The sequence below is a fragment of the Streptomyces sp. 12E genome, from assembly GCF_055633275.1.
Genome location: NZ_JBVNCJ010000001.1, coordinates 2,326,614 through 2,341,032, shown reverse-complemented (window position 1 = coordinate 2,341,032; position 14,419 = coordinate 2,326,614). Strand labels below are relative to the sequence as shown.

At 75.2% G+C, this 14,419-nt stretch carries 14 protein-coding genes and 3 tRNA genes; 8 read left to right on the top strand and 9 right to left on the bottom strand.

The features are described 5' to 3' along the window. Positions 1-158 precede the first annotated feature (158 nt). From ACZ8ZB_RS11035 to ACZ8ZB_RS11025, 3 genes are all read left to right on the top strand, one after another. A tRNA-Asn gene (locus ACZ8ZB_RS11035) sits at positions 159-231 on the top strand. Positions 232-236: 5 nt separating this feature from the next. Continuing rightward, positions 237-309, top strand: a tRNA-Asn gene (locus tag ACZ8ZB_RS11030). Positions 310-486: 177 nt separating this feature from the next. Then, positions 487-563, top strand: a tRNA-Ile gene (locus tag ACZ8ZB_RS11025). Positions 564-762: 199 nt separating this feature from the next. Here the strand turns inward: ACZ8ZB_RS11025 and ACZ8ZB_RS11020 are convergent. Together ACZ8ZB_RS11020 and ACZ8ZB_RS11015 are read right to left on the bottom strand one after the other, a co-directional pair. Beyond that, positions 763-915, bottom strand: a complete 153-nt coding sequence (locus ACZ8ZB_RS11020) for a hypothetical protein (protein ID WP_470737531.1) — start codon at positions 913-915, stop codon at positions 763-765. 64 nt (positions 916-979) lie between these two features. Beyond that, positions 980-1,660, bottom strand: a complete 681-nt coding sequence (locus ACZ8ZB_RS11015; protein ID WP_470737530.1) for an ANTAR domain-containing response regulator — start codon at positions 1,658-1,660, stop codon at positions 980-982. 227 nt (positions 1,661-1,887) lie between these two features. Here ACZ8ZB_RS11015 and ACZ8ZB_RS11010 point away from each other — a divergent pair, with 227 nt between their 5' ends. Next, positions 1,888-2,214, top strand: coding sequence for an STAS domain-containing protein (locus tag ACZ8ZB_RS11010; RefSeq protein ID WP_470737529.1), 327 nt, complete (start codon positions 1,888-1,890; stop codon positions 2,212-2,214). Then, on the top strand, positions 2,211-3,164 hold the full coding sequence (locus ACZ8ZB_RS11005; protein WP_470737528.1) for an anti-sigma factor RsbA family regulatory protein: 954 nt from the start codon (positions 2,211-2,213) through the stop codon (positions 3,162-3,164). Before ACZ8ZB_RS11010 ends, ACZ8ZB_RS11005 begins: the two co-directional genes overlap by 4 nt. Before the next feature lie 12 nt (positions 3,165-3,176). Here the strand turns inward: ACZ8ZB_RS11005 and ACZ8ZB_RS11000 are convergent, their stop codons facing one another. The 4 genes from ACZ8ZB_RS11000 to ACZ8ZB_RS10985 form a co-directional block, all read right to left on the bottom strand. Next, positions 3,177-4,214 carry a rod shape-determining protein gene (locus tag ACZ8ZB_RS11000; RefSeq protein ID WP_470737527.1) on the bottom strand — a complete coding sequence of 346 codons (1,038 nt, stop codon included), beginning with the start codon at positions 4,212-4,214 and terminating at the stop codon, positions 3,177-3,179. A gap of 476 nt (positions 4,215-4,690) precedes the next feature. Beyond that, positions 4,691-5,044, bottom strand: coding sequence for a CU044_2847 family protein (locus ACZ8ZB_RS10995; RefSeq protein ID WP_470737526.1), 354 nt, complete (start codon positions 5,042-5,044; stop codon positions 4,691-4,693). 73 nt (positions 5,045-5,117) lie between these two features. Then, a complete protein-coding gene (locus ACZ8ZB_RS10990) occupies positions 5,118-6,479 on the bottom strand; it encodes a carboxyl transferase domain-containing protein (RefSeq protein ID WP_470737525.1) in 1,362 nt (453 codons plus the stop codon). Further along, the gene (locus ACZ8ZB_RS10985) at positions 6,472-7,953 is read right to left on the bottom strand and encodes an acyl-CoA synthetase (protein ID WP_470737524.1); all 1,482 of its coding nucleotides are present in this window, start codon (positions 7,951-7,953) and stop codon (positions 6,472-6,474) included. Before ACZ8ZB_RS10985 ends, ACZ8ZB_RS10990 begins: the two co-directional genes overlap by 8 nt. A 405-nt stretch (positions 7,954-8,358) precedes the next feature. On the opposite strand from ACZ8ZB_RS10985, the gene ACZ8ZB_RS10980 reads away from it, so the two are divergent. Continuing rightward, complete coding sequence (locus ACZ8ZB_RS10980) at positions 8,359-9,231, top strand: ATP-grasp domain-containing protein (protein ID WP_470737523.1); 873 nt, start codon at positions 8,359-8,361, stop codon at positions 9,229-9,231. On the opposite strand, the gene ACZ8ZB_RS10975 is transcribed toward ACZ8ZB_RS10980, so the two are convergent. After that, positions 9,212-9,820: a hypothetical protein gene (locus ACZ8ZB_RS10975; RefSeq protein WP_470737522.1), complete on the bottom strand. Its 609-nt coding sequence runs from the start codon at positions 9,818-9,820 to the stop codon at positions 9,212-9,214. The genes ACZ8ZB_RS10980 and ACZ8ZB_RS10975 overlap by 20 nt on opposite strands. 165 nt (positions 9,821-9,985) lie before the next feature. On the opposite strand from ACZ8ZB_RS10975, the gene ACZ8ZB_RS10970 reads away from it, so the two are divergent. Both ACZ8ZB_RS10970 and ACZ8ZB_RS10965 read left to right on the top strand, forming a co-directional pair. Next, positions 9,986-10,759, top strand: a complete 774-nt coding sequence (locus ACZ8ZB_RS10970) for an IclR family transcriptional regulator (protein WP_470737521.1) — start codon at positions 9,986-9,988, stop codon at positions 10,757-10,759. After that, positions 10,756-11,610, top strand: coding sequence for an SMP-30/gluconolactonase/LRE family protein (locus ACZ8ZB_RS10965; RefSeq protein WP_470737520.1), 855 nt, complete (start codon positions 10,756-10,758; stop codon positions 11,608-11,610). Before ACZ8ZB_RS10970 ends, ACZ8ZB_RS10965 begins: the two co-directional genes overlap by 4 nt. A gap of 193 nt (positions 11,611-11,803) precedes the next feature. On the opposite strand, the gene ACZ8ZB_RS10960 is transcribed toward ACZ8ZB_RS10965, so the two are convergent. Together ACZ8ZB_RS10960 and ACZ8ZB_RS10955 are read right to left on the bottom strand one after the other, a co-directional pair. Beyond that, positions 11,804-13,207 (bottom strand): FAD-dependent monooxygenase, encoded by a 1,404-nt coding sequence (locus ACZ8ZB_RS10960; protein WP_470737519.1) that lies wholly within the window; start codon positions 13,205-13,207, stop codon positions 11,804-11,806. Further along, entirely contained in the window at positions 13,197-14,402 is a 1,206-nt protein-coding gene (locus tag ACZ8ZB_RS10955; protein ID WP_470737518.1) for an MAB_1171c family putative transporter, read from the bottom strand. Before ACZ8ZB_RS10955 ends, ACZ8ZB_RS10960 begins: the two co-directional genes overlap by 11 nt. Between the last annotated feature and the right edge of the window lie 17 nt (positions 14,403-14,419).

Sequence of the window (14,419 nt, the reverse complement as noted above, 5' to 3'; positions counted from 1 at the left end):
TTCCGTTGTTCCAGTCTGCGAAGGTCCTGCGGCGCGCTGACAGCGCCGGGGAGCACCGATTGGCGGAGCACCCCCCTGCTTGCGCTAATGTATGTGTCGCAGCGAGCACGCGCCCCCTGGCGAATACCCAGGCGGGTGCGTTCGATGCAGCGAGTCATTCCTCCGTAGCTCAATTGGCAGAGCAGCCGGCTGTTAACCGGCAGGTTACTGGTTCGAGTCCAGTCGGGGGAGCTCGGTCCTCCGTAGCTCAATTGGCAGAGCAGCCGGCTGTTAACCGGCAGGTTACTGGTTCGAGTCCAGTCGGGGGAGCATGTTGAACAAGGACCCCTCAGGGGTCCTTTTTCATGTCCGGGGGAACCGTGCGGGGTCCGGCGAAGTCTCCATGGTCACGAAGACCGCACGCAGCCGACCATCCGAAGCAGGAGATCGTATGAGCGGCTATGCTGCGGCAGACGGCGCGCACACATGTACGCGACACGCCGTTATGGGGCGGTAGCTCAGCCGGTTAGAGCAGCGGACTCATAATCCGTCGGCCGTGGGTTCGAGTCCCACCCGCCCCACCACTGGGCCAGGGGAGCGCGCGTTCCGCCGCCGAAGGGCGAGCGGCACCCTCCCCGGACCCCCTCGGAGCCTCCTTCCCGGGACGGCCTCCGCTCCCCGTCACCGCGCGGGGGCGCCGTGCCGGCACGGCCCCTCCTCGCCCGGGTCAGGGGGAGCGGCCGGCGGTCCCGGAACGCGCCGGCAGCCCGCCCCGTTCCCGGCTCAGCCGTCCTCGGCCGTGGCCGGCGCGTCCGCCGGGTCGCGTTCGCCCTCCGCCTGGGAGGGGGTGGAATGCGGTATCTCGGGGGTGGTCCACTCGTCGTCGTCCCGGTCGCCCTCGGCCTGGGACGGAGTGTGTTCGCTCAGCTCGCTCATGGCGCTGCCTCCCGATCTCGGGGCCGGTGCTCGTCCGTCGCCGGGTACCCCGCGCGGGCCGGTGTCACCGCGACGAGCGGCGGGCCAGGGCCCGGGACAGGGCGGAGCGGACCTCCTCGGGCGGGGGAGCGCCCTTTGCCCCCGTGCCGGCGGTGAGCGCCTCCGCGACCGCGCGGAGCTTGGTGTTGGACAGCTGGGACGCCTCCCGCAGGATGTGCCAGGCCTCGTCCGAGGTGCAGCCGTACGTGGCCATCAGGATGCCGCGGGCCTGGTCGATCACCGGGCGGGAGGCGATCGCCCGCCGCAGCTGCTCGACCTCCTCCTGGAGCACGTGCAGCCGCTCCTCCCGTTCCAGCGCCACCGCCGAGACGGTCCGCGGCGGCGCGTCCTCGGGCGCCGGGGAGCGCAGCGGGTCCGCGGTGTCGAGGCCGGCGATCTCCAGGATGCGGCGCGGCTGGCCGTTCCAGCGGGTGGCCGTGACCGGGACCGACCGCCGGCGGCCGTGGTCCCGCAGCACCTCCAGGAACTCCAGTCCCGCCGTGTCCATGAAGTACACGCCGCTCATGTCCACGTCGACCCGCGCCGTGCCGTCGGGCAGCCGCGCCAGCTTCTCCGCCAGGGCCTGGGCGCACCCGCGGACCAGTTCGCCGCGCGGGGTGAGCAGTGCCCGGTCCGCGTCCGTGCCACCGCCGATGACCAAGGTGGCCGGCCTTCCGGGGAGGGGGAGGGATGCCTCGGAGGTCATGTCACCGCCTTGTCGGTGCTCGTGGGGCCGGGGCGTTCGGTGGGGGTTCGGCCGCCGTCGGTACGGAGCGGTAGGCTGCGCACGGCCCCGGCTGCGCTGGGGGTGCGCCTGCCCGCCCCGCGGCGTACTACACACCGCGTCGGGGAATGGCCGGGAACCGACGGGGTACTCGTGGGCCGGGGAGCGGGGGGAGACGGGTGTTGGGCGATCGCCGGCGGACGTCGTACGTGCCCGGGACTCCGGCGCCCTGTCTGACGGTGCGCCCGCTGGAGGGCGGTCGGGGTGTCCGCGCGGCCGGGGAGATCGGCCTGGCCACGCATACGATCTGGGAGTGCGTGCTGGAGCAGGCGGTGCGCGAGGGTGAGGCCGTGTACCACCTGGAACTGTCCGAGGTGACGTTCGTCGACGTCGCGGGCGCCGGAGCGCTCGCGGCGGCCGCCGGGCGGCTCGGGGACGGCCGCCGGTTCGTGGTGCGCCGGCCGCCGCCCGCCCTGTGCCGGGTGCTGGACGCGTTCTGGCCCGACCTGTCGACGATCGAGGTGTCGATGTCATGAGTGCCGCGGCCGAACCCCTGGAGACCCCCTCCGGTCCCTTCGTCCACCCCGCCCTCTTCTACCGGGACGACCAGGAGTACCTGGAGGGCACCGTCCCCTTCGTGCGCGAGGGACTCGCGACCGGCGAGCCCGTGGCGGTCGCCGTGCCCGGCGACCGGCTGCGGATGGTCCGGGACGCGCTCGGTGACGACGCGGACACCGTCCGCCTCCTCGACATGCGCGAGGCCGGACGCAACCCCGGCCGGATCATCCCCGGAGTGCTGCGCGCCTTCGCCGACGCGCACCCGGCCGGGCAGCGGGTGCGGATCATCGGCGAGCCCGTCTGGGCCGGCCGCTCCGCGACCGAGTACCCGGCCTGCGTCCAGCACGAGGCACTGATCAACGCCGCCTTCCGGGACCGCGCGGTCACGATCCTGTGCCCCTACGACGCCGTACGCCTGCCCGCGCACGTCCTCGCCGACGCCCACGCCACCCACCCCACCGTCATCCCGGCCGGCGCCCGCCCGGCGCGGGACAGCGAGGCGTACGCCCCCGACGCGGTCGTCGCCCGCTGCAACGAGCCGCTGCCGCTGGTGGCGGACGCGATGACCTTCCCGTTCGTCGCCGAGTCGCTGACCTCGGCCCGGCACGCCGCGTCCGACGAGGGGCGGCGGCTCGGCCTGACCGGCGTCACCCTGGAGGACCTGGCGCTCGCCACGGCCGAGCTGACCACGAACAGCGTGGTGCACGGCGGCGGGTCGGGGGTGCTGCGGATCTGGGCCGAGGACGGCCACGTGCTGTGCGAGGTGCGCGACGGGGGCCGGATGACCGACCCCCTCGCGGGGCGCCGCCCCCCGTCCCGCGACCAGCGCGGCGGGCGCGGCCTGCTGATGGTCAACCTGATCGCCGACCTGGTGCGCGTGCACACCGGGGACGGGGGCACGACGATCAGGTGCTGGTTCCCCCGCTGACGCCCGCCCGGCTCAGGCGCGCATCGGGTCCAGCACGATCGGTGCGATCCGGCCCTCCAGCATCTCGCCCAGCCCCTGTACGGCGCAGAGCTCCGGCTGCTCGGCGATGTGCACCGGCATGCCCGTCGCCTGACGCAGCATCTGGTCGAAGCCCGGCAGCAGGGCGCTCCCGCCGACCATCATGATCCCCCGGTCGACCAGGTCGGCGACCAGATCCGGCGGGCACTCCCGCAGCACCCTGCCGATGCCGTCGAGGACGGCGGTGAGCGGCGTCTGGATGGCCCGCCGCACGGCGGCCGTGTCGACCCGCACGGAACGGGCCAGACCGGTGGCCACGTCCCGCCCGTGGATCTCCGTCGACTCCGGGCCCCGCGGGGTGAGCCCGTTGCCGTGCAGGGCGAGCTGCAGGGGCCGTACGGACTGGCTCGGCAGCATCAGCTCGTGCTGGTGGCGCAGATACTGCACGATCGCGTTGTCCACGGCCTCACCGCCGACGGGGACGCGCTCCGCCGTCACGATCGCCCCGAGGGAGAGCACGGCCATCTGGGTGGCCGCCGCACCGCACACCATGATCATGGTGGCCTCGGGCCGCTCCACCGGCAGACCGCAGCCGACGGCGGCGGCGATGAGCGTGTCGACCAGCTCCACCCGGCGGACGCCGAGACCGACCAGGGTCTCGATCGCGGCGCGCTGGGCGAGCGGGTCGGCGTCGTGCGGGACACAGGCCGCGGCCCGCAGCCGGGGCCTGCGGCGCAGCGTGCGGCGCGTCCTGTCGCCGATCAGTTGCCGCAGCATGCGCTGGGCCATCTCGATGTCGACGACCGTGCCGCCGGAGACGGGACGCACGACGCGGATGTAGTCCGGCGTACGGCCCGTCATCTTCTCCGCGAACTCCCCGACCGCCATCAGCGCTCCGGTGCGGGTGTTCACGGCGGCGGTGGACGGCTGGTCGACGACGAGTCCGGCGCCCTTGACGTACACCCGGGTACGGGCCGCCCCCAGGTCGACGGCGAAGTGGCAGCGGCGCAGCTGCTCCAGACTGGCGGTCACGGCAGTTCCTCCCGAGTGCGCGCCCAGCGGCCCGCCGGGCGGCGGACCTCTCAGGCATCGTGCGCGGCGGGCGGGGGCGGGCGCCTTTCCTGGGGGGCCGGGCGGGTGGCCGCCGAACGGGGCGGGGATGTTCCGTCAGGGTCAGGGGGCGCCGCGCGGCGGCAGGGAACGGACCGCTTCGAGCACCGCGCCCAGCCCTTCCACGGTGAGACGTGCCGGGCCGGGACTCCGCAGTGCCGCGTGGGTGCCGGCAGCCGATGAAGGGCACACCGGCCGCTTCCGCGGCGGCGCCCTCGACGGCGGTCGACCCGACCATCACGCAGCGGGCCGGTGCGGCGCCGAGCCGCTGGACGGCGCGGTGCACGACGTCCGGGTGCGGCATCAGCTGGCGAGGCCGGCCGGCCGTGCACCCCGCCCGTCGGGCGGGGGCGACGCCCGCGTACGTCAGGAAGGCCTCGGCCGCGTCGCAGCGCTGCTCATCGGCGGTCGGCGGCCTCGCCGTCCGGCCCGGGCGTCGACTCGGGCGTCCAGCTGAGCTTGACGACCAGATGACCCTCCGCCGAGCCCTTGGCGATGACGGCGCCGGCTTCCGCGGTCAGCTTCACCCCGAACTCCAGCTCCACCGAGTCCGGTTTGAGGGAGCCGTCGCGGAAGACCCGCAGCGCGGACTCGGCCGCCGCCCGTACGCCCTCCAGGGAGCCCTCGAAGGTGCGCGCCGCCTGGGCCGGGCCGTTGCCGCGCGAGACGAGCCGGGCCCCGGACCCGTCCACCGCGCCCTCCACCACGACCGTCGCGCCGCCTTCGGTCGTGAACTGCGTCAACCCGTCCATGGCGCGACGTACCCCCGTGGTGTGCGACTGTGATGAACTCCCATGTTACGCGCGGTGTTTGGCGTGTCACGGGTCAGCCGGCCGGGTGTTCCCCCGTACGGTCCGCCGGTCCCACGACCCCCCGGACCACCCCCAGCTCCACCAGGTCCTGTGGACGGACGCGGAGCCGGTCCGCGGTGTCCTCCACCTCCTGCGGGGGCCGCTTGAGGATGGCCGCCGCGAGTTCCGGGGCGATCACCGAGAAGTAGCTGTCCGGAGTGGCCCAGGTGTTGCCGGGGGCGGCGAGGGCCAGCGCGCCGCCGGAGCCGCCCTCGCCGACGACCAGCGTGGTGATGGGCGTGCGGGCGGCGGCCACGGCGTTGAACAGGCCGGCGATGGCGGCCCCCGCCCCCTGCCGCTCCGCCTCCGCGTCGTTCGCCGCGCCCGGCGTGTCCACCAGCGTCAGTACCGGGATGCCGAGCCGGTCCGCGAGCCGGACCAGCCGGGCGGCGGCGCGGTACCCGGCGGGACGGGTGGCCGTCCCGGTCTGCGCCGCGTAGGCGACCGTACGGCCCTCCTGCTCACCGAAGCCGCACAGCATGCCGTCCGGGTCCGTGCCGCCGCAGCGGTCGCCGCCGATGGCGACGCGGGAGGTGAGGCAGGCGTCCAGGTAGGCGGCGGCGCGCGGGCGTTCGGGGGAGCGGGCGCGGCGGACGGCGTCCCAGCCGGTGGCCGGGAGATCCGCCCTGCCCAGCGGGGGCGGTGGCGGGACCGGCGCGGCGGAGGGCCGGGTCAGCAGCCGCAGCCAGCGGCCCAGCGTCCCCCGCAGTTCCTCCGGCCGTACCAGCGCGTCCGCCGCGCCCGCCGCCACCTGCGCCTCGGCCGTGTACGCAGCCGGGTCCGCGTCCGCGGGCCGCACCCGTGAGCCGGCGAAACCGATCTGCGCGCCGGGCAGGGCGAGGACGACGTCGGCGCCCGCGCCCAGGGTGGCCCAGCCGCCGCCGGTCGTCGGGTCCCGCACCACCGCGATCTGCGGCAGCCCGGCCTCCCGGGTGAGCGCCGACTCGCGGGCCACCCGCTGGAGCTGGGCGAGGGCGAGCATGCCCTCCTGCATCCGGCTGCCCCCGGTGGCGACCAGCGGCACCACCGGCAGCCGGTGCGCGCGGGCGTGGGCGTACGCCGCCACCAGGCGGTCGCCGGTGCGTGAGCCCAGCGAGCCGCCCAGGAAGCCGAACTCGAAGGCGATGAGGACCGCCCGGGCGCCCTCGACGCTCGCGGTGCCGCAGATCACGGACTCCCGCTCGCCGGTGCGTTCGGCGGCGCGGGCGCGGGCGGCGTCGTAACCGGGCCAGCCGAGCGGGCCGTCGGGGGACGACCGCCGCGCCGGGTGGGGCAGTTCGGTGAAGTCGTCGGTGACGAGGGCGAGGACCGCGCGCGCGGACAGACGGTCAGCCACGGGACAGCGCCCGCTTCATGATCTTCCCCATGTCGTTGCGGGGGAGCGCGTCGAGGTGGTGGAGCACGCGCGGGCGCTTGTGCGGGGCGAGGCGCCCGGCGACGTGGCCGGCCAGCTCCTCCAGACCGGGCGGGGACTGCGGATCGGCCGGCACCACCCACGCCACGATCCGCTCGCCCAGATCGGCGTCCGGCTCCCCGGTCACCGCGGCCTCCCGCACCCCCGGATGCTCCAGCAGCGCGTTCTCGATCTCACCCGCGCCGATCTTGTACCCCCCGCTCTTGATCAGGTCGGTGGCCTTGCGGCCGACGATCCGGACGTACCCGTCGGCGTCGCGCACCGCCATGTCCCCGGTGCGGAACCAGCCGTCGGCGGTGAACGCGGCGGCCGTCGCGTCGGGCCGGTTGAGGTACCCGGTGAACAGGTTCGGCCCGCGCACCTGGATCTCGCCGACCGTCTCCCCGTCGTACGACGTCACGGGCGAGCCGTCCTCCTCCACCAGCCGCAGCTCCACGCCGGGCAGCGGCACGCCCACCGTGCCGGGGCGGGCCTCGCCGTCCGCGCGGACGCCGGGCCGGGGGCCTTGGGGCGTCCACCGGGACGAGCACAGCATGAGCGTCTCCGTCATGCCGTACCGCTCGACGACCCGGCGCCCGGTCGCCGCCGCGATCCGCTCGTGGTCGTGCACGGGCAGCGCGGCGGACCCCGACACCAGCAGCCGCGCCCCGGCCAGCGCCTTCACCAGCTCCGGTTCGGCCGGCAGCGCCTCCGCGACGCGGTGGTACATCGTCGGCACCCCGAACAGCATGGTCGCGCCGTCGTTCAGCTCCCGCGCCACGCCCCCGGTGGTGAACCCGCCCAGGTGCCGCAGGGACCCACCGCGCCGCAGCGGGCCGAGGACGCCGAGGACGAGACCGTGCACGTGGAACAGCGGCAGCCCGTGCACCAGCACGTCGTCGCCGGTCCACCGCCAGGCCTCGGCGAGGGCGTCCAGGGTCGTGGCGATCGCGCGGCGGGGGAGGACGGCGCCCTTGGGCGGGCCGGTGGTGCCGGAGGTGTAGACGATCAGGGCGGGGGTCTCCGGATCCCGCGCGCGGTCGTCCGGGAGCGTCCCCGCGGCCGCCGGGTCCACGTCGACGCGGGGCAGCCCGTCCAGTGCGGCGGGGAGCTCCTCGCCGGGCGCGGCGAGCACCAGGTCCGGGGCGCTGTCGGTCAGGATGTGACCGAGTTCCTTCCCGCCCGACCTCGGGTTGAGCGGCACCACGGGCACCCCGGCGAGCAGCGCCGCGGTGACCGCGACCGCGGTCTCCAGGGCCGGCGTGGCCCATACGGCGGCCCGGCGCGCCTCCGTCAGGCCCCCGGCCACCGCTCCGGCCGCCGAGGCGAGTTCCCCGTACGTCAGTGAGCGCCCGCCGAAGCGCAGGGCGGGCCGGCCGGCCGGGCCGTCGGTCAGGGGCGGGAAGAGAGAGGGCACGTGGCGTACTCCTTGACTGGCTGTCGTCCGAGGGCCGCGGGGGTGGGACCCGGGCCGATCGTCGCGCGGACCGGGCCGCTTTTCCACTTCCTCCCCGCTCCGCGTTCCGCCACCGGTGCCGGGGCCTCCCCGGAGGTGAGGGGCGCCCGTGGTGCGGCGGGAGGAGAAGGCGGAACGTGGCGTCCTCGCCCGGGGCCGGACGATCGTGGGGGAGTCCCGGGCCGTCCTGGTCCACCCTGCGGCGCGGACGGCCGATGCGGGAGGAAGCGATGCCGTACGCCCCGGAGAACCGCGGGTGACGGCGGCCCCACCGGTCGGGGAAGCCCGGGGATGCACACAGGACGTTCGGAAAGGGGGCTGTTAGCCTGCCCGTCGACCAGCTGTCCGTACGAGGAGTGAGTCGTCGTGCCCCGTATCGCGCTCGTGACCTGCCGGCCCGGCTCCGAGGTGGCCGAGGACCGGGACCTGCCGGGGCTGGTACGGGCGTTGGAGGAGGCGGGGGCCGAGGCGTCCGCCGTGGTGTGGGACGACGGCGCCGTCGACTGGGCCCGCTTCGACCTCGCCGTGATCCGCTCCACCTGGGACTACAGCTGGCGGGCGGCGGAGTTCACCGCGTGGGCCGAGCGGTGCGGCACGCTCACGCGGCTGGCCAATCCGGCGGACGTGGTGCGCTGGAACACCGACAAGCGGTACCTCGGGGACCTCGCCGCCGCCGGCGTGCCGGTGGTCGACACCCGGTACGTCGCGGCGGGCGATCCGCTCGACCTCCCGGACGACCACGAGTACGTCGTCAAGCCCGCCTCCGGCGCCGGCGCCCGGTTCGCCGCCCGCTACACACCCGACGAGCACGACACGGCCGTACGGCATCTGCGGCGGATGCACGCCGAGGGGCTCACCGCGATGGTGCAGCCCTATGTGCGCGGCATCGACACCGCCGGCGAGCGGGCGCTGCAGTTCTTCGGCGGAAACCTGCTGCACGTGAGCCGCAAGGGGCCCGTCCTCACCCCCGGCACGCCCTACGACCGGCGCAAGGCGGCCCACCCCGGGCTGACCGACTGGACCCCGACCCTCGAGGAGACCGCCGTCGCCAGGAAGGCGATGGCCTCCGTGCCGGGCAGGCCCGAGCTGCTGTACGCGCGGGTCGACCTCGTGGACGGGGAGGACGGCCGGCCCCGTGTGATGGAGCTTGAGCTGGTCGAGCCGAACCTGTTCCTGTGGCTGCACCCGGAGTCGGTGCCGCGCGTGGTGGAGGAGATCCTCAAGGCCGCGACCCGCTGACCGCCGTACGCTGCAGCAGGCCCCAGGTGAACTCCGCGACCACCTCGCGCGGTACGCCGCTCGCGTCCGGGGCCGTGAAGGCGAGACCCCGGCGGGTGGGGGCCGTGCCCTCCAGCGGACGGGCGGGCGGGAAGGCGCGGGCGGCCTCGTCCACCGTGCAGGACCAGGGGGTGAGGTCCTCCAGCGTGCGGAGGGCGGGCGGTTCGGCGTCCGGCGCGCGGACCAGCCACTCGTTCCAGACGGCGCCCCCGTCGGCGACGAGCACCTCGAAGCGCAGGCCGGGCCAGAGGGGGAGCGCCCACCGCCACGCCTCGCAGTCCAGGTCGCCGACCCCGCGCGGGGTCCGGGACTCCGGCTCGCCGAGCACGGACCGGTACCGGGACAGGGCCGGGCGGGGGCGCGGCGCGCGGACCATCGCCTGCCAGCGCCTGTTGGCCTCGCGCAGGTCCGCGGAGGAAGCGCCTAGTGCGTGCCGCGCGTCCTCGACCAGACCGGGGTTGTGGTCGGCCATGCGGCGCAGCAGCACGAGCTGGAAGTCGAGCGGAGTGAACGGGGTGGTGGGGCGTCGTCCGGTGGTCACGGGACCCATCGTCGCGCACCGGGGGCGCCCCGGGACCCCGCGCGCGGTGGTGATCGGGACTGTCCCATTGCCCGGGTGGGACGGTATGACTAGCCTGTGTGTTCGCCATTCCGATCGCCTGTTGAAATCTCGAACGACCGCAGGCGCCTGAGACACATAGGGAGGGGGCCGGTCGTGGGACGCCTCGTACCAGCCGTGACCCGGGCTCTCGACATTCTCGAGCTCTTCCTCGACGGGGACGGGACGCTCTCCGCCCCCGACATCGTGCGCAGGCTGCAACTGCCGCGCACCACCGTGCACGAACTGGTGACCACGCTCGCCGCCCGGAAGTACATCGTCCCGGTGGCGGGGCAGCCCGGACGCTACCGGCTCGGCGTACGTCCGTACCAGCTCGGCGCCCGCTACGCCGAGCACCTCGACCTCGCCGCCGAGGGCCAGCAGGTCGCCCGCTCCGTCGCCGAGACCTGCGACGAGACGGTGCACGTGGCGATCCTGGAGGACACCGACGTCATCTACATCGCCAAGGTGGACTCCACCCACGCGGTGCGGATGGTGTCGGCGGCCGGCCGCCGGCTGCCCGCCCACTGCACCTCCGTCGGCAAGATGCTGCTGGCCTCCCTCCCCGAGCACGAACTCGCCGCGCGCGTCCCCGACGACGCCGAGCTGTCCGCGATGACCCCCAACAGCATCACCGATGTGACGGCCCTGCGCGAGACCCTCGCGGAGATCCGCGCCCGGGGCGTCGCCGTGGAGAGCCGCGAGTCCAACCCGGACGTCTCCTGCGTCGCCGCCCCGGTACGCGATCGCACGGGGCAGGTGGTCGCGGCGCTGTCCATCTCCGTACCGATGATCCGCTGGAGCGACGAACGACTCGGCGAGCTGGAGCAGCTCGCCGTGAAGGGCGCCGCCGAACTGTCCGAACGCCTGGGCCACCGGAGCATGACATGACACACACCTACGACGTCGCCGTCCACGCTCGGGCGGCCCTGGGCGAGGGCCCCACCTGGGACCCGGCCACCGGCCGCCTGCTGTGGATCGACATCCTCGGCTCCCGCGTCCACACCTACGACCCGGCCACCGGCCGGCGCACCCTGCGCCGCACCGAGCAGCACGTGGGCGCCGTCAAGCCCCGCGCGGGCGGCGGACTTGTCCTCAACCTGCGGGACGGCGTCGGCCTGCTCGACCCCGACGACACCTTCCGCTGGCTGCACCGGGAGGTCGTCCCCGGCCGCCGCGGCAACGACGCCGCCGTCGCCCCCGACGGCAGCCTGTGGGCGGGCACCATGCGCTACGACGAGGAGCCCGGCGGCGGCTCGCTCTCCCGCGTCACCGGCGACGGCACGGTCGACGTCCTCCTCGACGACGTGGCGGTGAGCAACGGCACCGGCTGGAGCCCCGACGGCCGGCTGATGTACTACATCGACTCGCCGACCCGTCGTATCGACGTCTTCGACGTCGGCGAGGCGGACGGCAGGATCGCGAACCGCCGCTCCCTGGCCGCGATCGAGGACGGCGCAGGCTTCCCCGACGGCCTGTGCGTCGACGCCGACGGCTGTGTGTGGGTCGCCCTGTGGGACGGCGGCGCGGTACGCCGCTACACCCCCTCCGGCGAACTGGACCGGGTGATCCCGCTCCCCGTCCCCCTCGTCACGGCCTGCGCCTTCGGCGGTCCCGACCTGACCGACCTCTACGTCACCACGGCCCGCGTGGGCCTCACCTCCCCGCACCCCCTGGCGGGCTCCCTGCTGGTGGTGCCGGGCGCGGGCAAGGGGCTTGCGCAACCTCCGTTCGCGGGGTGACCTCTCCTCGCCCCCGCCGCCCCTCCCCGTCCCGGGGGCGTCGCCCCCGGGACCCCACTCCTCGAACGCCGGAGGGGCTGATTTCAGCCCGTCCGGCGTTCGAGGACGAGGCCCGTCCAGGGCCGGAAGGGGGCTCCGGGGGCGCAGCCCCCGGGGATGGGACGGGAAAGGGCGGGGGCGAAACTCCCCCGGCTCACACCTCCGTGCGGTCGAGCCCGCGCAGGACCTCGCGTTCACCCGGGGTCAGCGGGGGCTCGACCGACGGAGGAAGCGGGGACCCGGCCACAGCCGCCAGCACCGCGGAGGGCCGGAACATCCGGCCCGGAGAGGCGCGCAGGCTCGTGACGTCCCACACCGCCGAGGCAGCCGCGTAGGAGCCCGTCGCCGCCCTCGTCATGCGCCGCGTGTACGCCGTCACCATGCGGTCGGCCGCGGTCGGCCGACCGCCCCGCACCCCCGGGTACAGCACGTCCTGTCCGACCGCCATCGACCACGCGGTGTCCGCCGCGCGCGCCGCCCCCCGCACCACCCGCCGGCCCAGGCCGGGCGCGCCGAGCCCTGCGCCCCGCCCCAGTTCCCGGCCGAGGACCCGCGCACCGAACGCGGCCACCGACATCCCGTGCCCGTACGCCGGATTGAACGTGGCCAGCGCGTCCCCGAGCACCACGAACCCCTCCGGCCACCGCGGCATCCGCTCCAGGTACCGCCGCACATTGCTCGTCGACCGGCTCAGGTGCACGTCCGTGAGCGGCTCCGCGCCGGAGATCAGCCGCCCCACGATCGGGTCCGGCAGATCGAGCGCGTAGCGCAGGAACCCCGCCGGATCCGCCGGCGGCGCACCGCCCCGCGAGCCGCCGCAGCTCACCAGCCAGCGGCCCCCCTCGATCGGCATCACCATCGCGCTCCGCGCCGGCCGCCCCACGTACGGGTTGGCCTGCACGATCGTCAGCGGGAACCGCTCCGCGCCCTCCGGCACCCGGTACACGCGCGACGCGTTGACCAGGCCGGAGTCCACCGCCCGTTCCTCCACGCCGGTCAGTCCGAGCCCGCCCAGCCAGCTGACGACCCGCGTGCCGCGTCCGCTCGCGTCGACGACCAGGTCCGCCTCCAGGTCCGTGTCCCCGCCGGGCGCCGCGATCCGCACCCCGCGCACCCGCCCCGCGGAGCCCGTCAGTCCCACCACCGCCGCCCTGCGGACCTCCACCGGCGCCTGTTCCCGTACCGTCGTGCGCACCGCCCAGTCCACCAGCGCCCGGCTGCACGTCACCATCGCCGGGCCCTCGCGCCGCCACCGCCGCAGCCAGCCCTCGGAGGTGAGCGCCAGCATGCCCGAGCTGAGCGGGATCTCGTGCGCCCCGGCGGCGAGCAGCCGCTCGCGCAGCCCCGCGCCCGGCAGCAGCTCCTCCATGGCCTCCATGCCGCCCGCCATCAGCAGATGCGCGTGCCGCCCCTGCGGCAGCCCCTTGCGGTGCTCCGGGCCGTCCGGCAGCGCGTCGCGGTCCAGGACGATCACCTCGTCCGCTCCCGCACGGGACAGCACCGCCGCGGCCAGCATGCCGGCCAGGCCGGCACCGATGACGACAGCTCTACGCGACATGGGGCTCCTCGGGTTCGGTCACGGTTCCGGTCGGGGGAGGCGGCGCCGCGCCCCCGCGCGCGGTGGGAGGACGGTGCAGCGCCTGCGCCAGCTCCACCAGTCCGCCGGTGCCGGAGACCTCGGTGGCGTGCAGCCGGTACGTACCGGTGGTCTCGGGCGGTTCCTCGCGGGCGGCGGCCCGGCGCGCCGCGTCGGTGAGCATGGCCGCCTCCGCCGCCAGCCGCGCCTCGTGGGGGGAGCGGCCCGCGCGCAGGGCGGCGTCCCGGGTCCGCTCGCGGACCCCGTGGTCGAAGTACGGCGCCAGCGCGAGCAGCGCGTCGTGGATCGACACCTCACGCCACTGCAGCCGCGCCTGCGGCAGCTGCCACCAGGCGGCCCGCGGCTTGGGCGCGGTCGGCACCGGCCCCACCAGCGACCACAGCGGGCCCAGCCGCCGGTAGTCGCCGAGCCCCCGCCACTGTGCGCGGACGGACGGCAGCAGCCGCGGCAGCGCGAACCCGGCCGACCACAGCAGCGCGGCCAGCGCGGCCATCGGCGGGGCGACCGTGGTGGACAGGAAGTCCAGGTCGTGCCCCGACCAACGGGCCGCCACCGCCGTGTACTTGGTCAGCTGGAACCCGACCAGGTCCAGCAGCGCCCCCACGAGGATCAGCCGCAGTCCGGTCCGCAGCAGCCCGCCGACCTCGCGCCCCCACTTGACGCAGACGACGCACATGACCAGCATCGCCGCGCTGTGCCCGACCAGGTACAGCAGGATCATCTCCCGCATGAACGGGGTGGTGGCGTAGTACGTGTCGAGGTCCGTCAGCCGCTCGGTGTCCGCCTCGGCCAGCGCGAACAGGACGACGATGGCGGCCACCAGCAGACCGTAGGCGGCCACGCTGCGCAGCACCAGGCGCCGCACCCGTTCCCGCGACCCGCCCCGCCAGTTGATCAGCAGCACCAGCACCGCGCAGCTGTACGCGGAGAGCATCCCGTAGGTCAGCGGGGCCCCGAAGTTGGGGACGCCGGTGAGGGAGTTGACGGCGGCCAGGGTGGCCGGGGCGGCGCACACGAAGACCAGGGCGCCCAGGACGATCGCGGCGCAGGTGGACAGGGTGAGCGGGTTGCGCGGGGCCGCCGTGCGCGGGCGGCGGAACAGCAGCACGGACGTCATCCCGAAGACGAAGGCCGCCAGGTAGACGACGGAACTCATGCCGGCCGGCTCCTCTC

Excerpts from the sequence above, each read along its gene's own strand:
- ACZ8ZB_RS11020 (WP_470737531.1), bottom strand. The coding sequence starts at position 915 with ATGAGCGAGCTGAGCGAACACACTCCGTCCCAGGCCGAGGGCGACCGG.
- ACZ8ZB_RS11015 (WP_470737530.1), bottom strand. The coding sequence starts at position 1,660 with ATGACCTCCGAGGCATCCCTCCCCCTCCCCGGAAGGCCGGCCACCTTG.
- ACZ8ZB_RS11005 (WP_470737528.1), top strand. The coding sequence starts at position 2,211 with ATGAGTGCCGCGGCCGAACCCCTGGAGACCCCCTCCGGTCCCTTCGTC.
- ACZ8ZB_RS10995 (WP_470737526.1), bottom strand. The coding sequence starts at position 5,044 with ATGGACGGGTTGACGCAGTTCACGACCGAAGGCGGCGCGACGGTCGTG.
- ACZ8ZB_RS10975 (WP_470737522.1), bottom strand. The coding sequence starts at position 9,820 with ATGGGTCCCGTGACCACCGGACGACGCCCCACCACCCCGTTCACTCCG.
- ACZ8ZB_RS10965 (WP_470737520.1), top strand. The coding sequence starts at position 10,756 with ATGACACACACCTACGACGTCGCCGTCCACGCTCGGGCGGCCCTGGGC.
- ACZ8ZB_RS10960 (WP_470737519.1), bottom strand. The coding sequence starts at position 13,207 with ATGTCGCGTAGAGCTGTCGTCATCGGTGCCGGCCTGGCCGGCATGCTG.
- ACZ8ZB_RS10955 (WP_470737518.1), bottom strand. The coding sequence starts at position 14,402 with ATGAGTTCCGTCGTCTACCTGGCGGCCTTCGTCTTCGGGATGACGTCC.